This window comes from Erwinia sp. V71 (genome assembly GCF_965644245.1).
Lineage (GTDB): Bacteria > Pseudomonadota > Gammaproteobacteria > Enterobacterales > Enterobacteriaceae > Erwinia.
Genome location: NZ_CBFFRK010000008.1, coordinates 44,768 through 68,758, shown reverse-complemented (window position 1 = coordinate 68,758; position 23,991 = coordinate 44,768). Strand labels below are relative to the sequence as shown.

Sequence of the window (23,991 nt, the reverse complement as noted above, 5' to 3'; positions counted from 1 at the left end):
CGTCGTTTTAGTCCTTCTGAATAATCACTTTACCGCGATAGGCGGCTGGCGCTGCAGCCAGCTCATCACGGGCGATCCAGCGATAGCAGCCGCCACCGAGTAACACGCCAATAAACCAACTAAAGTTGGCGACGGCGTGCAGCGACGGGATAAAGCTGATCACCAGGCCAATCGCGACGGCTGGCACCAGTGCGGCGATGGCTTTCGGGTTAAAGCCACCCTGATACCAGTATTTGCCTTTTGGCGTGTCATCAAACAGGTCATCAACTGACACCACACCGCGTTTAATCAGATAGAAATCCACCAGCAAAATACCAAACAGCGGACCAATAAACGCACCCAGCACATCCAGTGTGTAGTGGATCAGCTCAGGTGACTGGAACAGGTTCCACGGCGTTAACAGCACGGAGCCGACGGCGGCAATCATCCCGCCAGTACGGAAACTGATTTTCTGTGGGGAACAGTTAGAGAAATCGAACGCCGGAGAAACAAAGTTGGCGACAATATTGATGCCGATAGTGGCGACAATCATCGTCAGCAGGCCAATAGCCACCGCCAGATCGTTGCCCACCATGCTGACAGTTTCGATAGGGTCGGTAATCATTTTGCCGAACAGCGACTGGGTGCCGGACACAATCACCACGGTGACAATCGAGAACAGCAGGAAGTTAAATGGCAGACCCCAGCGGTTGCCGCGACGAATCTCGCCCATATTCTTGCCGTAGCGTGAGAAGTCGCCAAAGTTGAGCAACGGACCGGAGAAGTAGGAGACCACCAGCGCGGTAGCGGTAATCATCTGCCAGGTTTGCTCACCGGCGCTCAGCGACTTGCTTGCCAGAGTAAAGGAAATCCCATCGAATCCGGTCTGGTATACAATCCAGCCCGCCAGTGCCACCATCACCACATACACCGCCGGACCGGCGATATCGATAAAACGCTTAATCGCATTCATCCCGTGCCAGAACACCATCGCCTGCAGCAACCACATGGTGCCGAAGCAGAGCCAGCCCAGCTGCGACAGACCCAGCCACGAGACCTGCGTCATTGGCGCCAGTGCTGGCCAGAACTTCAGCATCACCAGCATCAGTGCGTTTGCCGCGAGGTAAGTCTGAATCCCATACCAGGCAAAAGCGATCAGGCCACGGATCACCGCCGGAATATTGGCGCCAAACACGCCAAATGCCTGACGGCAAATCACCGCATACGGCACACCCGCCATCTGGCTCGGTTTGGCCACCAGGTTGGCGCAGATCTGCACAATACAGATGCCGACCAGCAAACAGAGCAGCACCTGCCAGCTGGCAAGGCCGAGCGTAAAGAAGCTGGCGGCAACCACATAACCGCCCATGCTGTGTACATCAGACATCCAGAAGGAAAAGATATTGTACCAGCTCCAGTTCTGGTCGCGAGTCGGCGCCAGATCTTCATTGCACAACCGGGGACTGTAACTGGCCTGCGCTTGTTGTGCTGCTGCCGGGGTAACGCGTTGACTGTTTGGCATGAAACCTGCTCCTGTAAAATTGAACCAGTAACCAATGGGGTGACATAGGTATTGCAGGAACCAGGCCAACAATGAATTTTTGTATACATGAATTTAAAATCATGTATACGATTGTGCGGTGAAATGATGTTTTTCGGAGTCGGTAATGAAGAGTGAATATGGCCTGAAAACGGCTTCTGACCTGAATGATAAAGATGAACCTTTCTTCCAGGCGTTGATGACCGCGATTGTGGAACATCAGTTGCCACCCGGGAGTAAATTACCGGAAGAGGCGCTGGCGGAGGTGTTTGGTGTCAGCCGCACCGGGATTCGCAAAGTGCTGCAGCGCCTCGCGGCGGTGCAAATGGTCTCTCTGACGCCCAAACGTGGTGCGCATGTCGCCACACCCAGCGTGGAAGAGGCACAGGATATCTTCCGCACCCGCACGCTGATTGAGTGCGCCAATCTGCCGTTTGTGCTGGAGCATTGCCAGCCGCCGCATCTGGCGGCGCTGGAGGCGCTGGCGCGTGAAGAGCAGCTGGCGCGGGATGAACATGACGGCCCGGCGGCAATCCGCCTCTCCGCGGCGTTTCATATCCAGCTCCAGGCGATTTCCGGTAATCAGGTATTAACCGAAATGGTCACGCGGCTGACGCAGCGTTCATCGCTGGTGATCGCCGCCTGGGGCGCGCCCTGGCAGCAGGGTTGTCGCTGTAACGACCATGAACGGCTGATTGCGCTGCTGCGCGATAAAGCACTGCTGCCACTGACTGACGCACTGCAGCAACATTTCGCCCATATCGTTGAGAGCCTGCGTTTTGAACGCAGTGGCGAAACCCTGCCGGACTTTGCCCGGTTGTTTGCTCAGCAGGGAGATCGTTAAGGATGGCAAAAAACATCATTCAGGTGATCAACCCTAACACCAGCCAGGCGATGACCGAGACGATCGGTTGCGCGGCCCGTGCGGTAGCGGCGGCAGGCACGGAGATCATCGCTGTGTCGCCAACACAAGGTGCGCCGTCGATTGAAGGCCACTTTGATGAGGCGGTGGCAACGCTGGGGGTGCTGGAACAGATCAAACTGGGGCGAGAGCAGGGCGTGGCCGGGCATGTGATTGCCTGTTTCGGTGACCCGGGTTTACTGGCGGCGCGTGAACTGGCGCAGGGGCCAGTGGTGGGGATTGCCGAAGCGGCGATGCATCTGGCAACCCTGGTGGCGACCCGTTTCTCGATTGTCACCACACTGCCACGCACGCTGATTATTGCACGGCATCTGTTGCAGCGTTATGGCTTTGAACACCATTGCGCGGCGCTGCATGCCATCGATCTGCCGGTGCTGGCGCTGGAAGATGGTAGCGGCGTGGCGCAGGACAAAGTGCGCGCGCGTTGTATACAAGCGAAGCGCGAAGATGGCAGCGGTGCGATTGTTTTAGGCTGCGGCGGGATGGCGACGCTGGCACAGGAACTGACCCATGAACTGGGCATGCCAGTGATCGACGGTGTCGGCGCGGCGGTAAAAATGGTGGAATCGCTGGTGGCGCTGGGGTTATCGACCAGTAAGCATGGTGACCTGGATTACCCAATCCGAAAAAAACTCACGGGTGCTTTTGAGTATCTAAACTGAAGGGACGATTCGGCTCAACGACAGGAAATCTGACCATGACTGATGCCGCAGAGAAAAAAGAATACAGCTTTAACAAGAATTATCCGCGTGATCTGCGCGGTTACGCCGGGAATCCACCTCATGCTAGCTGGCCGGACAATGCACGCATCGCCGTGCAGTTTGTGCTGAACTATGAAGAGGGCGCTGAGAATAACGTGCTGCACGGTGATGCCGGTTCCGAGCAGTTTTTATCCGATATTATTGGCGCTGCCAGTTATGCGGATCGCCATATGTCGATGGATTCGCTGTACGAATACGGTTCACGCGCCGGTTTCTGGCGCATTCACCAGGAGTTTCAGCGCCGTGGTTTACCGTTAACGGTGTTTGGCGTCGCGATGGCGCTGGCGCGTCATCCGGAAATCGTCGGGGCGATTAAACAGGCCGATTATGACGTGGTCAGCCACGGCTGGCGCTGGATCCACTATCAGGGCATGGATGCGAAATCCGAGCGCCAGCATATGCAGCAGGCGGTGGATGTGCTGACAGAGCTGTTTGGCAAAGCGCCGACCGGCTGGTATACCGGACGCGACAGCCCGAACACCCGGCGGCTGGTGGTGGAGCACGGTGGTTTCAGTTATGACAGCGACAATTATGGCGACGACCTGCCGTTCTGGACGCAGGTGACCTGCCAGGATGGTACGGTGAAACCGCATCTGATTATTCCATACACGCTGGAAACCAACGATATGCGTTTCGCCACGCCGCAGGGATTTAACACGGCGGAGCAGTTTTACACTTACCTGAAAGACAGCTTTGATGTGCTGTATGAAGAAGGGGAGAGTGCGCCGAAGATGATGTCGATTGGTATGCATTGCCGTTTGCTCGGCCGGCCTGGGCGTTTCCGCGCGCTGCAACGTTTTCTCGATTATATCGGGCAGCATGATCGGGTATGGGTTTGTACCCGCCAGCAGATTGCGGAGCACTGGCTGGAAAACCATCCGGCGCCACAGGCCTGATTGATGGCCCCCTCTCCAGCGTAAGCCGATGTTAACGCCCCTTCCCCCGCGAGCGGGAGAGGGGGCTATGAGCCTTACTGCATCAGACTGACCTGCGCCGCGACAATCCGCCAGCCGCACGGCAACCGTACCCAGGTCTGCTGCTGACGGCCGATTTTCTCCGTGCCTTCACGCGTGAACTCGGTGCTGCATACCGCAAAATCCTCGCCAAACGTGATAATCACCGTATTCTGTAACTGACGATCCAGCCCGGCGGAAGGCCGCGCAGCACGGAAGGCGCGGATCTCCTCGATACCATACAAATTCTCCCCCGCGCCCAGGCGTACGGTACGGTCGTCGTGCCAGAACAACTCATCCAGCACCACGGTGTCATTACTGATCAGCGCCTGCTCATAGCGATAAAAGGCGGCAGTCACTTCGGCGACAATCGCCGGACGATCGATATATTCACTTTTCATTTTCTGTGCTCACAGTGGCGGCTTGCGCCATGACCAGACCTTGCTGCTCCAGCGCACGCGCGGCGCGCAGGCAGTGCTCTTCTTTAAACGGTGCGGCAATCAGTTGCAGACCAATCGGCAATCCACTGCTGGTGGCCAGTGGCGCACTGACCACTGGCAGACCGAGAAACGAAATCGGCTGAGTCAGCATCCCCATACTGGCGCGGGTGGGCAGATCGGTGCCATTGATATGAATCGTCTCCTGGCCAATCGGCGTGGCGCTGCAGGGCGTCGCTGGCGCGATCAGCACATCGAAGTGTTTAAACAGCTGCAACGTCTGTTGCTGGAAATGGCGACGGAAGCGCTGCGCCTGCACATACCAGGCTGCGGGGATCATCGCGCCAGCCAGCAGGCGTTCGCGTGATAAGGGTTCGAAGCGCTCCGGCAGGGTACGTAATGCCGGTAAATAGTGGTTGCCACCTTCGCTGGCGCTAATCAGAAACGCGGATGAGCGGGCAATCTCAGCATCGGCCATTACTACCTGCTCGCTGGCATTCAGCGCCCGGGCAGCGCGGGCGACGGCGCTGCGGGCATCGTCATTGCACCAGGTGTCGAAGTAGCCGCCGAGCACTGCACAGCGTAATCCCTGCTGACCCTGTTCCAGCTGCGCCAGCGTCGGCTGCAATGGCGCGTCAGCCTGGAAGGCATCCTGGCTGTCATAGCCCTGCAGGGCGTCATAGACGGTGGCGAGATCCGCCGCGCTGCGGGCAAAAGGACCGATATGATCCAGGCTGGCGACAAATGGGTGACTGCCGCTGCGCGACAGGCGGCCAAAGGTCGGTTTCAGTCCGAGGATACCGCACAGGGAAGCGGGGACGCGGATCGAACCATTGGTGTCACTGCCGAGCGAGAAATGCACCAGCCCGGCCGCGACCGCAGCTGCGGAGCCGCCCGATGATCCGCCAGCGATGCGGCTCAGATCGCGTGGGTTATGTGTGGCGCCAAAATGGCTGTTTTCAGTAGTAAAGCCGTAGGCATAGGCGTCCATATTCAGCATGCCGGAGAGCAATGCTCCGGATTGCGCCAGTGTTGCCACGGCCCAGGCATCCTGCTGCGCGGCCGGGCGTTCGCTGAACAGGCTGGCACCTGCCAGCGTGCTGTAACCAGCGACATCAAACAGGTTTTTCACCGCATAAGGCACTGCAGCCAGCGGCGGCAGTGTCTGTCCGGCCTGGCGCTGCGCATCCACCGCGGCGGCTTCCTGCAACATCCGCTCGGCGGTGATCTCTGTCCAGGCATTAATCGCCGGGTTCTGCTGTTCGATGGCCGCCAGTGTATGGCGGGCAATCTCCTGCGCACTCAGTTCGCCGCGTTGCAGCGCCGACTGCAGTTCAGCAATCGAAAGGCTGGCGAGATTCATGCTTTATACACTCCTGCCACTTCCAGACGGTCGTCCAGCGGATACTCCATCAGCGGTTGCGCCATGGTCGCGATACGGCTGAACTGTGTTAACAGTTCGGCACGGCGTGCGTCATCCAGCTCCAGTGCCAGCACCTGTTCCATCTGCGCGATATACGCGCTCCAGTCCGGGGTCTTATTCATCTTGCTCTCCTGTCAGAAACCGGCGGCGCTGCCGTTGCTGCGCGGATCGAACGCGCCTTCCAGCATGCCGTTGTTATGGCGCACGATTGCGCCTGCATGGCCGACTGTCTCGCTGAAGTCGGGCAGTATTTCCACTTCATGACCCAGCGCGCGCAGGGTGGCGATGGTGTCAGGGCTGAAACGGCCTTCCAGTTTCAGTGAGTCCGATGTCTGACCCCAGGTCCGGCCCAGCAACCAGCGTGGCGCACTGACGGCCTGTTGCAGCGGCATGCCCTGCAACACATGGCGGGTGAAAATCGCCGCCTGAGTTTGTGGCTGGCCGTCGCCGCCCATTGAACCATACACCAGCGTGCGGCCATCATGCAGTCGTGCCGCCGCCGGATTGAGGGTGTGGAATGGCTGTTTGCCTGGTGCCAGCGTTAGCAGATTATCGGGCTGCAAACTGAAAGCCGCGCCACGGTTTTGCCAGACAATACCGGTATCGGGCAGCACCACGCCGCTGCCGAACTCGTGGTAGATACTCTGAATAAAGGAAACCGCCAGGCCACTGCTGTCCATCACCCCCATCCACACCGTATCGCCCGGGCCGCGTCCGCTGCCCCATGGCGCGGCCTGGGTGTCATCAATCTGCGCCGCCAGCGCCGACAGATGCTCGTGGCTCAGCAGTGACTGCGCATCCGTCTTCATATGGTCAGGGTCGGTGAGATGTTTATCGCGCAGTCCGAACGCCAGCTTGGTTGCTTCCACAATGCGGTGCACCGTTTGCGCATCGTCCGCCTGCGCCATTGCCAGTTGATCGGTAATCCCCAGGATAGCCAGTGACACCAGGCCCTGGGTGGGGGGTGTCATATTATAAATATCACCGTGCTGGTGGCGGATACGCAATGGTGTGCGGCGTCTGGCCTGATGCTGCTGCAAATCCTGCAGCGTCACCGGCATGCCGAGGCGCGACATTTCCAGCGCTAGTTTGTGTGCCAGCGGCCCGCGATAGAAACTCTCCAGCCCGTCGAGTGTCAGTGCCGTCAGCGTGTGCGCCAGGGCGGGCTGGGTGAAGCGGCTGCCCGGGCGCGGCGGTTCGCCGTCGGGCAGAAAGGTGGCGGCAAAGCCGGGTTGATCGGCCAGCTCGATAAATTTACTGGTGGTGGCCTGCGCCTGGGATTCGGTGACCGGAATACCGTCGGCGGCGTAGCGGATGGCATCGGCCAGCAGGCGCGCCAGCGGCAGCGGTTCACTGCCCAGTTCGCCAGCGATTTTCAGCGCTTCCGCCCAGCCGCTGACGGTGCCAGCGACGGTCAGCGCCGCTTTGGGGCCGCGATGCGGGATACGCGTTTCACCGCTGTAGAAGTCGGGATGGGCGAGGGAACCAGCCGCACCGCTGGCGTCGATGGCGACCGGTTCGCCACCGGGCGGGACAATCAGCCAGAAGCCGTCACCGCCAAGGCCATTCATATGCGGATAGACCACCGCGATCGTGGCCGCCGCGGCGACCATCGCTTCAATCGCATTGCCGCCTTCGCGCAGTACCGCGAGGGCGCTTTCACTCGCCAGATGGTGTGGTGTGACCGCCATTCCCATTGGCGCCATATTGCTCTGAATCATCGCTTACTCTTTTTTATCGGGTTACAGAGAAGAATTGGGAAGCAAGAGCTGTTCCAGGTTGCCAGATACTCAGGTTATGTTATGTTCAGCTGAAACAAAAGTTACAAGAGATCGCCATGCAACAACTTGATGAACGTCTGAGAAGCCAGTATTCGCAGCTGTCGCCGCAGGAGCAGCGCATTGCAGATTTTGTCTTCGACCATTTTGATGATCTGATCAGTTATAACAGCGCCGAGCTGGCCCGGCTGAGTGGCGTATCGAAAGCCACAGTCAGTCGCCTGTTTAAACGCTTGGGCTATGAAAAATATAAAGATATGCGCGATGAACTGCGCACGCTGCGCCAGAGTGGTATGCCGTTAACCGATAACCGCGATGCGGTGCAGGGCAACACGCTGCTGGCGCGCCATTACAAGCAGGAGATGGCGAACCTGACGCAGTGGGTGAACAGCATCGATGCCCTGCAGTTTGGCGAGATTATTCAGGCGCTGTGCAGCAGCCAGCGGGTGCTGATTGTCGGTATGCGTAACTCTTATCCGGTGGCGCTGCACCTGCGCCAGCAGCTGCTGCAGGCACGGGCGCAGGTGAGTCTGCTGCCTCAGCCTGGTCAGACACTGGCGGAAGAGCTGGTGGATATCACACCTCAGGATCTGGTGGTGGTGGTGGCGTTTCGCCGTCGTCCGCGCATCATCAAACCGCTGTTGCAGCAGCTGCAGCAGAATGGCATCCCGGTGCTGCTGATCTGTGAACCACAGGCCCAGAGCGTGTCGGCGCTGGCGAGCTGGCAACTGAGCGCCCCGCTGGACAGTGTCTCGGCGTTTGACAGTTACGCCTCGGCAATGAGTGTGATTAACCTGCTGTCGAATGCGTTGCTGCATGAATTATTAGCACAGGGACGGCAGCGCATTCATCAAATCGCTGACCTGTATCAGCATCTCGACGAGCTGGAACAACGCTGACGGGGCACCATTTTGGTGCTTTGCCTCTTTTTGGTTCAACCTGTCGCGGTCTTTCGTCACCGCATTTTCCCCGTCAGTCCTGATAAAATCTGCCGTTAAGAAAAATCGCACGGCAGATTCCGTCCTGGCACATTAGTTGCAGAATGTATATCCAAGAATCTTTTGTTTCATAATTCACAAACCGGGGTATGATGATGAAAAGAGCATTGATGGCAGTGATGGGCGCAGCGCTGATGTTCACGCAAGTCACCAGCGCGATGGCGGATCAGTTACAGGATATCCAGAAACGTGGCGTGATTCGCATCGCCGTACCACAGGATTTCCCGCCGTTCGGTTCTGTGGGAACCGACCTGCAACCGCAGGGTTATGACATCGATATGGCGAAGTATATCGCCAAAGAGATGAAACTAAAGTTACAGCTGGTTCCTGTCACCAGTGCTAACCGCGTACCTTATCTGCAAACCGACAAAGTCGATCTGGTGATCTCCAGCATGGGTAAAAATGCTGAGCGTGAAAAAGTGATCGATTTCAGTCGTGCGTATGCGCCGTTCTTCCTCGGTGTATTCGGTCCGAAAGACTCACTGCTGAAAGATGCCGCCGGGCTGAACGGCCAGTCTATTGGGGTCACCCGTGGCGCAGTCGAAGATATGGTGCTGACCGACGTGGCGCCGAAAGACGCGCAGGTGAAGCGTTATGAAGATAACAACACCACGCTGTCTGCTTACCTCTCGGGTCAGGTGCAGTATGTCGCGACCGGTAACCTGGTGGTTGCCGCGATTGCGCGCCAGAACGCGGAAAAAGCGCCAGTGGCGAAATTTATGCTGAAAGATTCACCGTGCTTTATCGGCCTGCGTAAAAACGAGCCTGCGCTGAAAGAGAAAGTGAATGCGCTGATCGAACAGGCGATTCAGGACAAGACGCTGAACGCGCTGTCGGAAGAGTGGCTGAAAGCGCCACTGCCAGCGGATTTAGGCGCGTAAGGACGGCGGTATGATCGGACAACTCGACTTTGCCGCACTGTGGCCCCACTGGCCGGAACTGTTGTCCGGTCTGTGGGTCACGATCCAGCTGACGGTGCTGGCAACGATTGGTGGTGTGGGGCTGGGTATTTTTGGCGCTGCTCTACGCTGTGGTAAGCCGTCGCTGCTGAGCCGCCTGTGGGGCGGCTATGTGGAGCTGATCCGCAATACGCCGTTTGTCGTACAGCTGTTTTTTATCGTCTTTGGCCTGCCGAACATGGGCGTCAAACTGACAGCCGGTGAAGCCGCGCTGCTGGCGATGCTGATTAACCTTGGTGCGTACAGCACCGAGATTATTCGCGCCGGGATTCAGGTGACGCCAAAAGGGCAGTGGGAAGCGGGACGCGTGCTGGGGCTGACTCGCACGCAGACCTTTATTCGCGTGGTGCTGCCGCCGTCGCTGAAACGCATTTATCCGGCACTGGTGAGCCAGTGCATTATCGTGATGCTCGGCTCGTCGGTGGTGTCGCAGGTCTCGTATGAAGAGCTGACCTTCGCCGCCAACCTGATTCAGTCGCGCACCTTTTTAAGTTTTGAAGTCTATCTGGTGACAACACTGATGTATCTGGCGCTGTCGATTGCCATGCGTCAGCTGTTACTCGCCGCCGGGCGCAAATGGTTTGGAGATCACCCATGATGAATACTTTCACTGACTGGGACATCCTGCGCAATTTGCTGCTGGCTGCGCGCTGGACACTGTTACTGTCGCTGACGGCGTTTTTTGGCGGCACGCTGGTGACGTTACCGCTGTTGCTGCTGCGCCTGACACGTCGCCGCTGGGCGTTGCGTCTGATCCGTGGCTACGTCGAGCTGTTTCAGGGCACGCCGCTGCTGATGCAGCTGTTTCTGGCGTTTTTCGGCGTCGCGCTGTTCGGGATTGATGTTGCTCCCTGGACTGCCGCCGCACTGGCGCTGACGCTGTACACCAGCGCCTTTTTGCTCGATATCTGGTACGGCAGCATCAACGCGTTGCCGAAAGGGCAGTGGGAAGCCTCACGCTGTCTGGGCCTCAGTTTTGGGCAGACGCTGTACCGCGTGGTCGCGCCGCAGGCGGTGCGTATCGCTATCGCGCCTACTGTCGGCTTTGCCGTACAGGTGGTGAAAGGCACTGCGCTGGCATCGATTATCGGCTTCGTCGAACTGACCAAAGCCGGCACGATTCTGAATAATGTGACTTATCAGCCGTTTAAAGTCTTCGGGTTGGTGGCGCTGGGCTACTTCCTGATGTGTTATCCGCTGTCTCGCTACAGCCAGTATCTGGAGAAGAAATTCAATGCCGCTCATCACCATTAATCAGGTTCAGAAGTATTACGGTAAAAACCATGTACTGAAAGGCGTCGACCTGGATATCGAAATGGGGCAGGTCATCTCGATTATCGGTCGCAGCGGCTCGGGTAAAAGTACCCTGTTACGCTGCATTAACGGCCTCGAAGGATATCAGGAAGGCAGCATTAAACTGGGCGGTATGACCATTACCGACCGTGACTCGCAGGCGCGCGACATCAGTCGTTCAGTGGGTATGGTGTTCCAGAACTTTAACCTGTTCCCGCATATGACTGCGCTGGAAAACGTCATGCTGGCGCCGCGTCGGGTGCTGAAAAAGAAAGAGAGCGAGTGCCGTCAGCTGGCCGCACAGATGCTGGAAAAAGTGGGGCTGGGCGATCGTCTCGACTACTACCCGGCGAACCTCTCCGGCGGTCAGCAGCAGCGTGTGGCGATTGCCCGTGCGCTGGCGATGTCGCCAAAAGTGTTGCTGTGCGATGAAATCACCTCGGCGCTTGACCCTGAGCTGGTCGGCGAGGTGCTGAAAGTGCTGGAACAACTGGCACAGGAAGGCATGACGCTGATTCTGGTGACCCATGAGATGAACTTCGCCCGTGAAGTCGGTGACCGCGTGGTGTTTATGCATCAGGGGAAAGTGTGGGAGCAGGGTGACAGCCGTGAGCTGTTTGCCAGTCCGCAAACGGCAGAGCTGAAACAGTTTATCTCCTCGGTGCGCGGCCTCAATTAATCCAGGCCCGCATCAGGATGCATGCATAAGGAACTCAAAATGGATATCACGCAGTACCCACAAATCAATCCGCCGCAACGTCTGCTGATGGGGCCAGGACCGATTAACGCCGATCCGCGCGTGCTGCGCGCCATGTCGAGCCAGTTGCTGGGTCAGTACGATCCGGCGATGACGCAGTATATGAATGAGGTGATGGCGCTGTATCGTGCGCTGTTCCGCACTGAAAATCGCTGGACGATGCTGATTAATGGCACCTCCCGCGCCGGTATTGAAGCCATTCTGCTGTCGGCGATTCGTCCGGGCGACAAAGTGCTGGTGCCGGTATTTGGCCGTTTCGGTCATCTGCTGTGTGAAATCGCCCGCCGCTGCCGCGCCGAAGTGCATACCATCGAGGTGCCGTGGGGCGAAGTGTTCAGCCCGGACCAGATTGAAGACGCGATTAAGAAAGTGCGCCCGCGTCTGCTGCTGACGGTGCAGGGCGATACGTCCACCACTATGCTGCAGCCGCTGGAGAAACTGGGTGAAATCTGCCGTCAGTATGGCGTGCTGTTCTACACCGATGCCACCGCCTCCTTTGGTGGTAATCCGCTGGAAACCGATGCCTGGGGACTGGATGCAATCTCCGCCGGGATGCAGAAGTGCCTCGGCGGTCCTTCCGGTACGTCTCCGATCACCCTGAGTCCGCAGATGGAAGCGGTGATCCGCAAGCGCAAATGTGTAGAAGAGGGCATCCGCACCGCCGACCATCAGGATGGCGAAGATGAGATGATCTACTCCAACTACTTCGACCTCGGCATGATTATGGATTACTGGGGACCGGAGCGGCTGAACCATCACACGGAAGCCACCACGGCGCTGTTTGGCGCACGTGAATGCGCGCGTCTGATCCTGCAGGAAGGGCTGGATAACAGCATTGCGCGCCATAAACTGCACGGCGATGCGCTGCTGGCCGGGATTCAGGGGATGGGGCTGGAAACCTTCGGCGATTTAAACCACAAAATGAACAACGTACTGGGGGTGGTGATCCCGCAGGGCGTCAATGGCGATCAGGTGCGTAAGCTGATGCTGGAAGATTTTGGCATCGAAATTGGCACCTCGTTTGGTCCGCTGGTGGGCAAAGTGTGGCGTATCGGCACCATGGGCTATAACGCGCGCAAAGATTGCGTGCTGCAGACGCTGGCGGCGCTGGAAGCGGTGCTGAACCACCTCGGCTTTAACACTACCCAGGGCGCTGCGCTGCAGGCGGCATGGGATCACTACAGCAACGGGAGCCGTTAATGGGTGACTGCCTGATGAGTGCCGATGCGGCGGCGCAGGCTGCTGCCCGGGTGATGGCTCGCTGCGATGCGCTGGCGGAAATCAGCGAAACTGCCGGGCAACTGACTCGCGTCTATTTGTCGCCGGAACATCTGCGTGCCAACGCGCACGTGGGTGAGTGGATGCAGGCGGCGGGGATGCAGGTATGGCAGGACAGTGTTGGCAATATTTGTGGTCGTTATGAAGGCGTCCAGCCCGGCGCGCCAGCGCTGTTACTGGGATCGCATCTCGATACGGTGCGCGATGCCGGTCGTTATGACGGTATGCTGGGCGTGCTGACGGCGATTGAAACCGTACAGTGGCTGCATCAGCACCAGCTGCGCCTGCCGCTGGCGATTGAGATTGTCGGTTTTGGTGATGAAGAGGGCACGCGTTTCGGCATCACGTTACTGGGCAGCCGGGGTATTACCGGCACCTGGCCGTCAGGCTGGCTGGAACAGCAGGATGCGGAGGGCATCAGCGTCGCCGAAGCACTGCGCACCGCCGGGCTGGATGCGGGCAATATTGCTCAGGCGGCACGTCAGGTGAGCGATATCGTCGCCTATCTGGAGCTGCATATTGAGCAGGGGCCGTGTCTGGAACAGGCACAACTGCCACTGGGCGTGGTGACGGCGATTAACGGCGCACGCCGGCTGAACTGCCGTTTTATTGGTGAAGCCGGGCATGCAGGAACGGTGCCGATGCAGCAGCGTAAAGATGCGCTGGCGGCGGCGGCTGAGTGGATGCTGTATGCCGAAAAACGCACGACAGAATGTAACCCGCACTTAGTCGCGACCTTTGGCACATTACAGTGCTCACCGGGGGCGGTGAACGTGATCCCGGGTGAGGTGCATCTGACGCTGGATGTGCGCGGGCCGGAAGATCAGCCGCTGGCGGCGTTACTGGCTGAATTGCTGGAGACGGCGCAGGCGATCGCTCAGCGTCGCGGACTGCGCTTCAGTGCGGAAGAATATTATCGTATTGATGCCACGCGTTGTGACAGCGGCTTACAGGCGGCGCTGACCCGAGCGGTGATGCAGGCGCAGGGTGCGGCACTGTCACTGCCGAGCGGCGCGGGACATGATGCGATAGCGATTGCCGAGCGCTGGCCGGTGGGCATGCTGTTTGTTCGCTGCGATCGTGGTATCAGCCATCATCCGGCAGAATCCGTCATGGCGCAGGATGTCGCGACGGCGTTGCAGGCGTATTTGCAGGCGGTGCATGATCTCGCCAGTCGTTCTGATTCTGGCTCTGAAGTTTTCCAGTAATTTCCAGAAAATATCTTCGTTCAGGTAAAAAAACACCTAAGTAATTCTAATTAATTTATGATGAACTTTGGTGTTTTGTTCTTTATTTTCCGTCGTTATCACGTGATATTACTGGCTTATGACGGCGATATTTCCCTTTTTCGTTTGAAAAACAAGACAATATTTTTTCTCAGCAAATGTTATTGTTTCGTTTAACATCGCATGGCGCAGGCATTGATTCAGACGAATTTATTGGCATAATTTGCCTTAACTTCTTCCATAAGCAAGGCTAACACTAGGGAAATGACCGAGGTATCAGGTTGTTATAATAATTAACGCCGGAGTTGATTTTGTTGTCACGGCGATGATACCGGATGCAGTAATCGAGAATCAGTGGAATGGAAGGTTGTGTGGAGTAACTGGTAAGCATTGTTAACGAAACGCAACAGTATGATGGAAAACAATCCGCCCGCAGAAAGTACACTTTCTGCGGGCGGATTGTTTTTAAGCCTCTGACACCGTGTCAGAGGCTAAAGCTGTCGGCATCGCGCCACGCAGGAAAGCGTTCACGATACTCGCGCAGGGCTTCGAGTGACAGCTCTGCGTCCAGACGCGCGGCCTGATAAGGTTCAGCTGTCGCCAGCATCTCACCGAGTGGACTGATAATCCGGCTGTCGCCACTGTACTGATGCTGGTTGCCGTCACTGCCGACGCGGTTACAGCCTGCGACATACGCCTGGTTTTCGATAGCACGCGCCAGCAGCAACGACTGCCAGTGCAGAGCGCGCGGCGCCGGCCAGTTCGCCACGTACAGCGCCAGATCGTAGTCGTTCTGATTGCGTGAAAACACCGGGAAACGCAGGTCGTAGCAAATCTGCGGCAGAATACGCCAGCCGCGCCACTCAATAATTTCGCGCGTTTCACCTGCCTGATAATGGTGGTGTTCATCTGCCATACGGAACAGATGACGCTTATCATAACTGTGCAGTGTGCCGTTCGGCTCCACCAGCAGGAAACGGTTGACCGCGCCTTTCTCCGTCTGAATTGCTGCACTGCCGCCCACCAGCGCATTCGTGGCTTGTGCGTGGCCGTGCAACCACTCCACCACCCGCGCCTGCGGCAGTGAGGATTGCGCCGCTTCCATGGCAAAACCGGTGGTGAACATTTCCGGCAGCAGAATCAGGTCGCGTCCGCGAATATCCGCCAGCAGGGTATCAAAATGGCGCAGGTTCGCTTCGCCATCCATCCAGACCAGCGGTTGTTGCAATACCGTCAGATTCAAAGTTGACACAGGCGCTCCGCAGCAGCATCCAGCGTGGCTTCCTGTTTCGCGAAGCACAGGCGGATCAGTTTATGAGGGAAAGGATCGGCGCAGAATACGGACAGCGGGATCGCCGCCACGCCAGCCTCTTTGGTCAGCCACTGGCAGAAGCTGACATCATCCAGATCGGAAATGGCGCTGTAATCCGCCAGTAAGAAGTAGGTGCCTTCGCACGGCAGCAGCTCCAGACGACTGCTCGCCAGCGCCTGGACAAAACGGTCGCGGCGCGCACGATAAAAGTCCGGCAGCTCGCGGTAGTGCTCTGGCTGCTCGCGCAGCATATCCGCCAGCGCCAGCTGTGCCGGGGTATTCACTGAGAAAGTCAGATACTGGTGCACTTTACGAATTTCCGCACTCAGTGCCGCGGGTGCCACGCAGTAACCCACTTTCCAGCCAGTCATATGGAAGGTTTTACCGAACGAGGAGACGGCGATAGCGCGTTCACGCAGCTGCGCATGTGCCAGCACGCTGGCATGGCCTTCAGCGGCAAAGCAGATATGCTCGTACACTTCATCGCTCAGGACGTAGATCTCCTGGCTGGCAATCGCCTGCCACAGCGCAGCAAAGTCACTCTGCTGCCATACCGTCGCCGACGGGTTGTGTGGCGTATTGAGGATCACCAGTCGCGTGCGTGACGACAGCAGGGACGTGAACTGCTGCCAGTCGACTTTAAAAGCTGGTGGCTGCAGTGCGATGCGCTTCATTACGCCGCCCGCCAGTGTGACGGCAGGGGCATAGCTGTCGTAGCTTGGGTCGAAGCAAATCACTTCATCGCCCGGACGCACCAGCGCGGTAATCGCTGCATACAGTGCTTCGGTGGCGCCGGCGGTAACGGTAATATCGCTATTAGCATCGGGTTTATGGCCATACAGCGCGGCAGTTTTCTCCGCAATCGCTTCGCGCAACGGCTGTACGCCGGTCATTGGGGCATACTGGTTCGCGCCCTGGCTGACATGGTATGCCAGACGCTCCTGCAGGTACGCCGGACCATCGAAATCAGGGAAACCCTGCGACAGGTTAATGGCCTGATGCTGCGCCGCCAGTGCGCTCATTTGCGTGAAAATCGTGGTGCCGAGCGCCGGAAGTTTGCTCTCGGGAATCAGGGGAGTATGGCTCATGCGTATCTGACCTTTAGCGCTGGTTTCTTCATGTTGAAGCCACTATAACACGATGTTACTATTTGGCAATCAAGACGCATAGACGTCCATACCCGTCAGTGTTCAGGTTAACTGGTGAGGGGGATGCATGCGGGTAGCTGTGCTGCCGCAATCACCTGTTAAATAAGGAAAGGTATGACGGTTTTATCGCAATTAGACCAGCTGGTGGCGACCTGTCACTGGATTGGCGCAAAAGGCTGGGCACCGGCTACGGGCGGCAATATGTCGGTGCGTCAGGATGACCGCCATTGCCTGCTCAGCGAATCCGGTAAAGATAAAGGCAGCCTGACATCGGACGACTTTATCCAGGTGGAGATCGCCAGCAACCATGTGCCTTCCGGGCGTAAACCATCGGCGGAAACCGGGCTGCATACTTTAATTTATCGTCTGTTCCCGCAAACCGGCGCGGTGTTGCATACCCATACCGTCAACTCCACGGTGCTGTCCCGCGTGGAAAAAGGTAATGCGCTGATTCTGCAGGGCTATGAAATGCAGAAAACCCTTGCCGGGCAGCACTCTCATCTCGACAGCGTGGCGATTCCCCTGTTTGATAATGACCAGGATATCAACGCGCTGGCACAACGCCTTGAAGCGTTCCATCAGCACACCCCACTGCGCTACGGCTTTTTGCTGCGCGGACACGGTCTGACCTGCTGGGGCAAAGATGTGGCTGAGGCGCAGCGGCATCTGGAAGGGCTGGAATTCCTGTTTTTGTGTGAAATGCAACGACGCCTGCTGGAGGCCAAATGATCCGCGCGATTGTCACTGATATTGAAGGCACCACCAGCGATATTCGCTTTGTGCATACGATTTTGTTCCCTTACGCTCGTGAGCGGCTGGTAGCCTGGCTGCTGGCGCATCAGCAGGAAGACGCCGTCCGCGCCGCGCTGGACGATCTGCGCGCTGAGATCGCACAGCCGGATGCGACCCTTGAACAGCTGACGCAGACTCTGCTGACGTATATCGATGAAGATCGCAAATCCACGCCGCTGAAAGCCCTGCAGGGCATGATCTGGCGTGAAGGTTACCTGAACGGCGATTTTAAAGGGCATCTTTACCCGGATGTGCTGCCCGCGCTGCAACAGTGGCAGGCACAGGGCATTGCATTATATGTTTATTCATCTGGTTCAGTAGCTGCGCAGAAATTGTTATTTGACTACAGCGACGAAGGTGATATCACTCCGCTATTTAGTGGCTATTTCGATACCCATGTTGGCGCCAAGCGTGAGGAGTCCTCCTACCGCAATATCGCCAGCCAGATCGATCTGCCCGTCAGTGAACTGCTGTTCCTGTCCGATATCCATCAGGAACTGGATGCGGCGCAGCAGGCAGGCTGGCACACCGTGCAGTTAATTCGCGGCGAGGCGGATGCGCTCAGCGTCCATCGTCAGGTCAACCGTTTTGATCAGATCAACCTGGAGCTGTTTTCCTCATGAGTGCATTGACTATTTTTACCGATACCGAAGCCAGTGAACCGATCTGGCACAGCACCGATGCTGACGCGATCCGTCAGCAGCTGAATGCCAAAGACGTGCGCTTTGAACGCTGGGAAGCCGATCGCGATCTGGGGGAAAATCCGGATGCTGAAACCGTGATCAACGCCTATCAGCATGCGATTGATCGTCTGGTGGCAGAGAAGGGTTATCAGAGCTGGGATGTGATCAGCATGCGTGCGGATAACCCGCAGAAAGAGGTGCTGCGCACCAAGTTTTTGTCCGAGCATACCCATGGTGAAGATGAAGTGCGTTTCTTTGTCGAAGGTGCCGGGCTGTTCTGCCTGCACCTGGATGGCAAGATCTATCAGATCCTGTGTGAGAAGAATGACCTGATCTCTGTGCCTGCAGGTACGCCGCACTGGTTTGATATGGGTTCTGCGCCGCACTTTACGGCTATCCGTATTTTCGATAATCAGGAAGGCTGGATCGCGAACTTTACCGGCGACAAGATTGCTGACGCCTATCCGCGTCTGCCGTAACGTTCCGCAGTCTGTTCCCTCCCCCAAGGTGTGGGGGAGGGTTAGGGAGGGGGTACCGGTGGCACAGTGCTGAGTTGTCTGCTCCCCCATCCCAGCCTTCCCCCGCTTGCGGGGGAAGGCGTCGTCAGAGCATGTTGTGCGTCCGCCGATTAATCCGGCTGGAAAAATCCTGCCGCCACCTGATCCGGTGTCACTACACCGGTATCCAGCACCCAGCCACTGATCAGCGCTGCTGGCGTGACATCAAACGCCGGGTTGTACACGCTGGCATTTTCCGGCGCCCACTGTACCTGACCAAAACTGCCTGCCACTCCCGTGACCTCACGCGCATCGCGCTGTTCAATAGGAATCGCAGCGCCGTTCGGGCACAGTCTGTCGATGGTAGTGTGTGGCGCGGCAACATAGAACGGAATGCCGTGATGGTGTGCCAGCACCGCCAGGCTGTAAGTGCCGATTTTATTCGCCACATCGCCATTCGCGGCAATACGGTCTGCGCCAACCCAGATGGCATCCACTTTGCCCTGGCCCATCAGGCTGGCGGCCATCGAGTCGCAAATCAGCTGATACGGTACACCCAGTTCGCCCAGTTCCCAGGCGGTCAGACGGCCCCCCTGCAGCAGTGGGCGGGTCTCATCCACCCAGACATTCGCCACTTTACCTTGCTGGTGAGCGCGGGCGATCACGCCCAGCGCGGTGCCGACACCCGCCGTCGCCAGACCGCCGGTGTTGCAGTGCGTCAGCAGGCGGCTGCCCGGCGACACCAGCTCGCTGCCCGCCGTGGCGATGCTGTCGCACAGCGCTTTATCTTCTGCCACCAGCCGCAGCGCTTCCTCGCTCAGTGCCGCGACGAAATTTTCCTGTGCCAATGCCTGCTTCATGCGGTCGAGGTTGTTCATCAGATTAACCGCGGTAGGACGCGCCGCCCGCAGCACCTCCAGCGCGCTGGCCAGTTCTGCTTTCGGCATGCCGTTTTCCGCCAGCAGCGCCAGCAGCAGGCTGGCAGAGAGGCCAATCAGCGGTGCGCCGCGTACACGCAGCGTCTGGATATGTTCTACCAGGCTGGCGACGCTGGGTGTGGCGTGCCAGATTTTTTCCTGCGGCAGTGCCTGCTGGTCGAGGATCGAGAGCTGATTGTCACGGACGCGTAAACTGGTGGTGCTGAATGTCTGCATGTGGTTTAAATCCATGTTGCGTTAATGCTGCATATTGTGCCAACATGCAATGCGGATGTATAGACGTCTGAACGGCTTGTTCTGAGAAAGAATAAAAAGATTTGATGAGGATGAAGGCAATGTCGCAATACCGTACGTTCACTGTCGCAGATGCTGTGGATTATGCCCAAAAATTTGGTGGACTGGACGATCCCGCTTCACTGGTGGACGCACAGGAAGTTGGCGATGGTAACCTGAACCTGGTGTTTAAGATTTTCGACACCTCAGGCAACAGCCGTATCATTGTTAAACAGGCGCTGCCGTATGTGCGCGTGGTCGGAGAATCCTGGCCACTGACGCTGGATCGCGCCCGTCTGGAAGCGGAAACGCTGAAAGTACATGGCACGTTTTGCCCGCAGCATACGGTGAATGTGCTGCATTACGATACCGATTTAGCGGTGATGGTGCTGGAGGATCTCTCTGATCACACTATCTGGCGCGGCGAGCTGGTGAAAGGCGGTTATTTCCCGAAAGCGGCCTCGCAGGTGGGTGAATATCTGGCGCAGACGCTGTTCTATACCTCTGATTTCTTCCAGCATCCGCATGCGAAAAAAGCGGACGTAATCCGGTTCACCAACCCGGAATTGTGTGAGATGACGGAAGATCTGTTCTTTAACGATCCGTATCAGGTGCACGAGCGTAATGCCTACCCGGCGACGCTGGAAAGTTTTGTCGCGGAGCTGCGTGACGATAATGAACTGAAGATTGCCGTCGCGGATCTGAAGCACCGTTTCCTGTCCCATGCCCAGGCACTGCTGCACGGCGACATCCACAGCGGTTCGATTTTTGTCACTCAGGACAGCCTGAAAGCGATTGATGCTGAGTTTGGTTTCTATGGTCCGATGGGCTTCGATGTCGGCACGGCGATTGGCAACCTGCTGATTAACTACTGTGCGCTGCCGGGACTGCTCTCTGCGCGTGAAGCGGCAGAAGGGCGCGAACAGCGTCTGAATGATGTACGTGAAGTGTGGCAGGCCTTTACCGGACGTTTCCGCGAACTGGCGGCAGAGAAAACCCGCGATCAGGCGCTGGCGTGGCCGGGCTATGCCGAGGCGTTTCTGCAGCAGGTACTGCGTGACACCATTGGTTTCTGCGGCACTGAACTGATTCGTCGTACGGTAGGGATTTCACAGGTGGCGGATATCAAAAAAATCGCCAGCGAGCCGATGCGCGATGAGTGTCTGCGTCATGCTATCAGTCTCGGCCGGGCGCTGATTCTGGCGGCACCGCATGTGCAGGATATTGATGCGCTGATTGCGCGGGTGCGGCAGAACGGTTAAGGCAGAGCTTTGGAGCTTTAGCACAATGGCTCCGAGCCTGAGTTGTGTTGCTGACCGATCGAGCCTGCGCAGGGAACACGGTCAGCTCCGGAAAGACGCAAATGCTGCCATCCATGGCCGCTCGGCCCGCGCCGTCCATGGCGCGGGACGCTTTCCTCCGCTAACCGTGTTCCCTGCGTCTTGAGTCAGGGAGTTGCTGTCTTGCCGTATTTACGTACTGAATACTGGTTCCGTCAAAGATTCCTTAAGCCGCCTCAATCTTTCTTGCCGGCTTTTCCTCTTTTACCGGCCGCGTCGCCAGCTCATCCGCTGCAAAATCATCGACATTAATACTGCGCAGGCGGCTGGCTTCTGCGCGTGTCAGCACATCCGCTTCCTGCTGATTAATCCAGCCCTGTTGCAGGCCACGCTGCGCCAGCTTGTCCAGGCGGGTAAACGACAGGTGCTTGTTCAGCTGTTTGCACAGGCGGTCGTGGATCACTTCCGCTGCCATCACATCCTGCAGCGCTTCTTCCAGCAGACCTGCCGGATTATTCTCGCCTGGCGTCAGGTACTGACCGCGTCCCAGGCGGGTACGGGTGGCGGAAGGCACCTGCAGAATGCGCGCCAGTTGATGATCCAGCTGATCCGATGGTGCACGGCAGTGGCGACCGAGCGGGAAGATCACCCCACGCAGCAGGGCGGCGATCGCACGATTCGGGAAGTTACGCAGCAGGTCGTCAATGGCATTTTCCGCCTGATGCAGCGCATCCTGTACACCCCAGTGCAGCAGCGGCAGATCGGCTTCATGACGTCCTTCATCCTGATAACGCTTCAGCGCCGCTGATGCCAGATAAAGCTGGCTCAGCACGTCACCCAGTCGCGCAGAAATGCGCTCACGGCGTTTCAGGCTGCCGCCGAGTACCGCCATGGACACATCGGAGAGCAGCGCGAGGTTGGCGCTAAGACGATTGAGATGCTGATAGTAACGACGGGTGGCGTCGCGTGTCGGTGCTTTACTGGTGCGACCGGCAGTCAGACCCAGCCACAGGCTGCGCATTTTATTGCTGCCGACGTGGCCGATATGGCTGAACAGTGCCTTATCGAACGCGTTAACATCGTGATCCTGCGCGGCGGCCATCTCCTGCAGCACATAAGGGTGGCAGCGAATCGCTCCCTGACCAAAGATAATCATACTGCGCGTCAGAATGTTCGCCCCTTCCACGGTAATGGCTATCGGCGCGCCCTGGTAAGCGCGCGCCAGGAAGTTGCTGCTGCCGAGCATAATACCTTTGCCGCCGGCAATATCCATCGCGTCGACAATGGCGCGCTGGCCGCGGTGGGTGCAGTGATATTTAACAATTGCTGACAGCACCGCCGGTTTTTCGCCCAGCACAATGCCGTAGGTAATTAATGCAGCAGCGGCATCCATCACATAAGCGTTACCGGCAATACGCGCCAGCGGCTCTTCGATACCTTCCATTTTACCAATCGGCAGTTTGAACTGGCGACGAATATGCGCGTAAGCACCAATCGCCAGTGCAATACTTTTCAGGCTGCCGGTAGAGTTTGACGGCAGCGTGATGCCACGTCCGACAGACAGGCATTCAACCAGCATGCGCCAGCCCTGACCGGCCATTTTCGGCCCGCCGATAATGTAATCCAGCGGCACAAAGATGTCCTGACCACGCGTCGGGCCGTTCTGGAACGGTACGTTCAGCGGGAAGTGGCGACGGCCAATTTCCACGCCCGGTGTGCTGGTGGGGATCAGTGCACAGGTGATGCCGAGATCTTCCGTGTCGCCCAGCAGATGGTCCGGGTCCGACAGTTTAAATGCCAGCCCCAGTACGGTGGCTATCGGCGCGAGGGTGATATAGCGCTTGTTCCACGTCAGGCGCATACCCAGCACCTGTTGTCCCTGCCAGTTACCCATACAGACCACGCCAGTATCCGGGATGGCACCAGCATCAGAACCCGCTTCCGGGCTGGTCAGCGCAAAGCAGGGGATCTCCTGACCGCGCGCCAGGCGTGGCAGATAGTGATCTTTCTGTTCATCGGTGCCGTAGTGTTGCAGCAGCTCGCCGGGGCCAAGTGAGTTTGGCACGCCGACGGTAATCGCCAGAATGCCGGAAACGCCCGCCAGTTTCTGCAGCACTTTGGCCTGAGCATAAGCAGAGAAGTCGAGGCCGCCGTACTCTTTTTTGATAATCATGGCGAAGAAGCGGTGTTCTTTCAGGTGCGCCCACAGTTCCGGCGGCAGATCGGCGCTCTCATGGGTGATATGGAAATCGTTAGCCATCCGGCAGGCTTCTTCCACCGGGCCATCAATAAATGCCTGTTCGGCTTCGGTCAGGCGTGGCTGCGGATAGTTATGCAGTTTTTGCCAGTCGGGGTTGCCGCGAAATAAATCGCCTTCCCACCAGGTGGTGCCGGCATCAATCGCTTCTTTTTCCGTGCGCGACATTGGCGGCATCACTTTCTGGAAAATTTGCAACACTGGCCGGGAGAAGATCGCGCGCCGCAGCGACGGCAGATTAAATGGCAGCAGGATAATCGCCAGCGGCAGCAGCAACCAGGGCGTCCACAGCGATAATGCCGCCATGGCGGCTGTCCATACCAGCAGCAGCGCGCTACCGGTGAGCAGGCTGACGCGGTGATAAAACAGCGCGCCCAGCAGCACAATCGTCGCGAGAATACTGAGTACCATCATAATGAACCGCTCCGTAAGTTGTAAGAGGTCTGACCTGTTTGCGTGTACTACAGGTTTAGAGCAGATAAAGTTTGTTAGCAATACGTTTACATT

Annotated in this window: 23 protein-coding genes; 14 read left to right on the top strand and 9 right to left on the bottom strand. The window is 57.7% G+C overall.

Annotation, left to right across the window (positions count from 1 at the left end):
- Positions 1 to 7 precede the first annotated feature (7 nt).
- A complete protein-coding gene (locus ACSZO1_RS03325; RefSeq protein ID WP_437609502.1) occupies positions 8 to 1,501 on the bottom strand; it encodes an NCS1 family nucleobase:cation symporter-1 in 1,494 nt (497 codons plus the stop codon).
- A gap of 145 nt (positions 1,502 to 1,646) precedes the next feature.
- On the opposite strand from ACSZO1_RS03325, the gene ACSZO1_RS03320 reads away from it, so the two are divergent.
- From ACSZO1_RS03320 to puuE, 3 genes are read left to right on the top strand one after another with little or no spacing between them, the layout of a single operon-like run.
- Positions 1,647 to 2,363, top strand: coding sequence for a GntR family transcriptional regulator (locus ACSZO1_RS03320; RefSeq protein WP_437609500.1), 717 nt, complete (start codon positions 1,647 to 1,649; stop codon positions 2,361 to 2,363).
- 2 nt (positions 2,364 to 2,365) lie between these two features.
- Positions 2,366 to 3,103, top strand: coding sequence for an allantoin racemase (gene hpxA, locus ACSZO1_RS03315; protein WP_437609497.1), 738 nt, complete (start codon positions 2,366 to 2,368; stop codon positions 3,101 to 3,103).
- Positions 3,104 to 3,138: 35 nt separating this feature from the next.
- Entirely contained in the window at positions 3,139 to 4,098 is a 960-nt protein-coding gene (gene puuE / locus ACSZO1_RS03310; RefSeq protein WP_437609495.1) for an allantoinase PuuE, read from the top strand.
- 74 nt (positions 4,099 to 4,172) lie between these two features.
- Here puuE and hpxZ read toward each other — a convergent pair whose 3' ends face one another.
- The 4 genes from hpxZ to ACSZO1_RS03290 are packed head-to-tail and all read right to left on the bottom strand — an operon-like array spanning position 4,173 to position 7,736.
- Positions 4,173 to 4,556, bottom strand: a complete 384-nt coding sequence (gene hpxZ, locus ACSZO1_RS03305) for an oxalurate catabolism protein HpxZ (RefSeq protein ID WP_437609493.1) — start codon at positions 4,554 to 4,556, stop codon at positions 4,173 to 4,175.
- Complete coding sequence (locus ACSZO1_RS03300; protein ID WP_437609491.1) at positions 4,546 to 5,955, bottom strand: AtzE family amidohydrolase; 1,410 nt, start codon at positions 5,953 to 5,955, stop codon at positions 4,546 to 4,548. Before ACSZO1_RS03300 ends, hpxZ begins: the two co-directional genes overlap by 11 nt.
- Positions 5,952 to 6,137 (bottom strand): oxalurate catabolism protein HpxX, encoded by a 186-nt coding sequence (gene hpxX, locus ACSZO1_RS03295; RefSeq protein WP_437609489.1) that lies wholly within the window; start codon positions 6,135 to 6,137, stop codon positions 5,952 to 5,954. The genes ACSZO1_RS03300 and hpxX overlap by 4 nt, the downstream gene beginning before the upstream one ends.
- Before the next feature lie 12 nt (positions 6,138 to 6,149).
- A complete protein-coding gene (locus tag ACSZO1_RS03290) occupies positions 6,150 to 7,736 on the bottom strand; it encodes a gamma-glutamyltransferase family protein (RefSeq protein ID WP_437609487.1) in 1,587 nt (528 codons plus the stop codon).
- Between the two features lie 116 nt (positions 7,737 to 7,852).
- Between ACSZO1_RS03290 and hpxU the strand changes: the two genes are divergently transcribed.
- From hpxU to hpxK, 7 genes are all read left to right on the top strand, one after another.
- Complete coding sequence (gene hpxU / locus ACSZO1_RS03285) at positions 7,853 to 8,692, top strand: MurR/RpiR family transcriptional regulator HpxU (protein WP_437609485.1); 840 nt, start codon at positions 7,853 to 7,855, stop codon at positions 8,690 to 8,692.
- 194 nt (positions 8,693 to 8,886) lie between these two features.
- The gene (locus ACSZO1_RS03280) at positions 8,887 to 9,672 is read left to right on the top strand and encodes a transporter substrate-binding domain-containing protein (protein ID WP_437609483.1); all 786 of its coding nucleotides are present in this window, start codon (positions 8,887 to 8,889) and stop codon (positions 9,670 to 9,672) included.
- Positions 9,673 to 9,682: 10 nt separating this feature from the next.
- Complete coding sequence (locus ACSZO1_RS03275) at positions 9,683 to 10,348, top strand: amino acid ABC transporter permease (protein ID WP_437609480.1); 666 nt, start codon at positions 9,683 to 9,685, stop codon at positions 10,346 to 10,348.
- Positions 10,348 to 11,004 carry an amino acid ABC transporter permease gene (locus ACSZO1_RS03270; RefSeq protein ID WP_437609526.1) on the top strand — a complete coding sequence of 219 codons (657 nt, stop codon included), beginning with the start codon at positions 10,348 to 10,350 and terminating at the stop codon, positions 11,002 to 11,004. Before ACSZO1_RS03275 ends, ACSZO1_RS03270 begins: the two co-directional genes overlap by 1 nt.
- Positions 10,985 to 11,722, top strand: coding sequence for an amino acid ABC transporter ATP-binding protein (locus ACSZO1_RS03265; protein ID WP_437609478.1), 738 nt, complete (start codon positions 10,985 to 10,987; stop codon positions 11,720 to 11,722). The genes ACSZO1_RS03270 and ACSZO1_RS03265 overlap by 20 nt, the downstream gene beginning before the upstream one ends.
- 39 nt (positions 11,723 to 11,761) lie before the next feature.
- Complete coding sequence (locus tag ACSZO1_RS03260) at positions 11,762 to 13,000, top strand: pyridoxal-phosphate-dependent aminotransferase family protein (RefSeq protein WP_437609476.1); 1,239 nt, start codon at positions 11,762 to 11,764, stop codon at positions 12,998 to 13,000.
- A complete protein-coding gene (hpxK, locus tag ACSZO1_RS03255) occupies positions 13,000 to 14,286 on the top strand; it encodes an allantoate amidohydrolase (protein ID WP_437609474.1) in 1,287 nt (428 codons plus the stop codon). Before ACSZO1_RS03260 ends, hpxK begins: the two co-directional genes overlap by 1 nt.
- A 502-nt stretch (positions 14,287 to 14,788) precedes the next feature.
- Here hpxK and ACSZO1_RS03250 read toward each other — a convergent pair.
- Together ACSZO1_RS03250 and ACSZO1_RS03245 are read right to left on the bottom strand one after the other, a co-directional pair.
- The gene (locus ACSZO1_RS03250; protein ID WP_437609472.1) at positions 14,789 to 15,556 is read right to left on the bottom strand and encodes an amidohydrolase; all 768 of its coding nucleotides are present in this window, start codon (positions 15,554 to 15,556) and stop codon (positions 14,789 to 14,791) included.
- On the bottom strand, positions 15,544 to 16,704 hold the full coding sequence (locus ACSZO1_RS03245; protein WP_437609470.1) for a pyridoxal phosphate-dependent aminotransferase: 1,161 nt from the start codon (positions 16,702 to 16,704) through the stop codon (positions 15,544 to 15,546). Before ACSZO1_RS03245 ends, ACSZO1_RS03250 begins: the two co-directional genes overlap by 13 nt.
- Before the next feature lie 174 nt (positions 16,705 to 16,878).
- Here ACSZO1_RS03245 and ACSZO1_RS03240 point away from each other — a divergent pair, with 174 nt between their 5' ends.
- Genes ACSZO1_RS03240 through ACSZO1_RS03230 form a run of 3 tightly spaced genes read left to right on the top strand, consistent with a single transcriptional unit; the run spans position 16,879 to position 18,718 of the window.
- Positions 16,879 to 17,493, top strand: a complete 615-nt coding sequence (locus ACSZO1_RS03240; protein WP_437609468.1) for a methylthioribulose 1-phosphate dehydratase — start codon at positions 16,879 to 16,881, stop codon at positions 17,491 to 17,493.
- Positions 17,490 to 18,179 carry an acireductone synthase gene (mtnC, locus tag ACSZO1_RS03235; protein WP_437609465.1) on the top strand — a complete coding sequence of 230 codons (690 nt, stop codon included), beginning with the start codon at positions 17,490 to 17,492 and terminating at the stop codon, positions 18,177 to 18,179. The genes ACSZO1_RS03240 and mtnC overlap by 4 nt, the downstream gene beginning before the upstream one ends.
- Positions 18,176 to 18,718, top strand: a complete 543-nt coding sequence (locus ACSZO1_RS03230) for a 1,2-dihydroxy-3-keto-5-methylthiopentene dioxygenase (RefSeq protein WP_437609463.1) — start codon at positions 18,176 to 18,178, stop codon at positions 18,716 to 18,718. Before mtnC ends, ACSZO1_RS03230 begins: the two co-directional genes overlap by 4 nt.
- A gap of 149 nt (positions 18,719 to 18,867) precedes the next feature.
- On the opposite strand, the gene mtnA is transcribed toward ACSZO1_RS03230, so the two are convergent.
- The gene (gene mtnA / locus ACSZO1_RS03225) at positions 18,868 to 19,890 is read right to left on the bottom strand and encodes an S-methyl-5-thioribose-1-phosphate isomerase (RefSeq protein ID WP_437609461.1); all 1,023 of its coding nucleotides are present in this window, start codon (positions 19,888 to 19,890) and stop codon (positions 18,868 to 18,870) included.
- A 119-nt stretch (positions 19,891 to 20,009) separates the two neighbouring features.
- Here mtnA and mtnK point away from each other — a divergent pair, with 119 nt between their 5' ends.
- The gene (gene mtnK, locus ACSZO1_RS03220) at positions 20,010 to 21,209 is read left to right on the top strand and encodes an S-methyl-5-thioribose kinase (RefSeq protein WP_437609459.1); all 1,200 of its coding nucleotides are present in this window, start codon (positions 20,010 to 20,012) and stop codon (positions 21,207 to 21,209) included.
- 244 nt (positions 21,210 to 21,453) lie between these two features.
- Here mtnK and fadE read toward each other — a convergent pair whose 3' ends face one another.
- Complete coding sequence (fadE, locus tag ACSZO1_RS03215) at positions 21,454 to 23,898, bottom strand: acyl-CoA dehydrogenase FadE (RefSeq protein ID WP_437609457.1); 2,445 nt, start codon at positions 23,896 to 23,898, stop codon at positions 21,454 to 21,456.
- Positions 23,899 to 23,991: the final 93 nt, after the last annotated feature.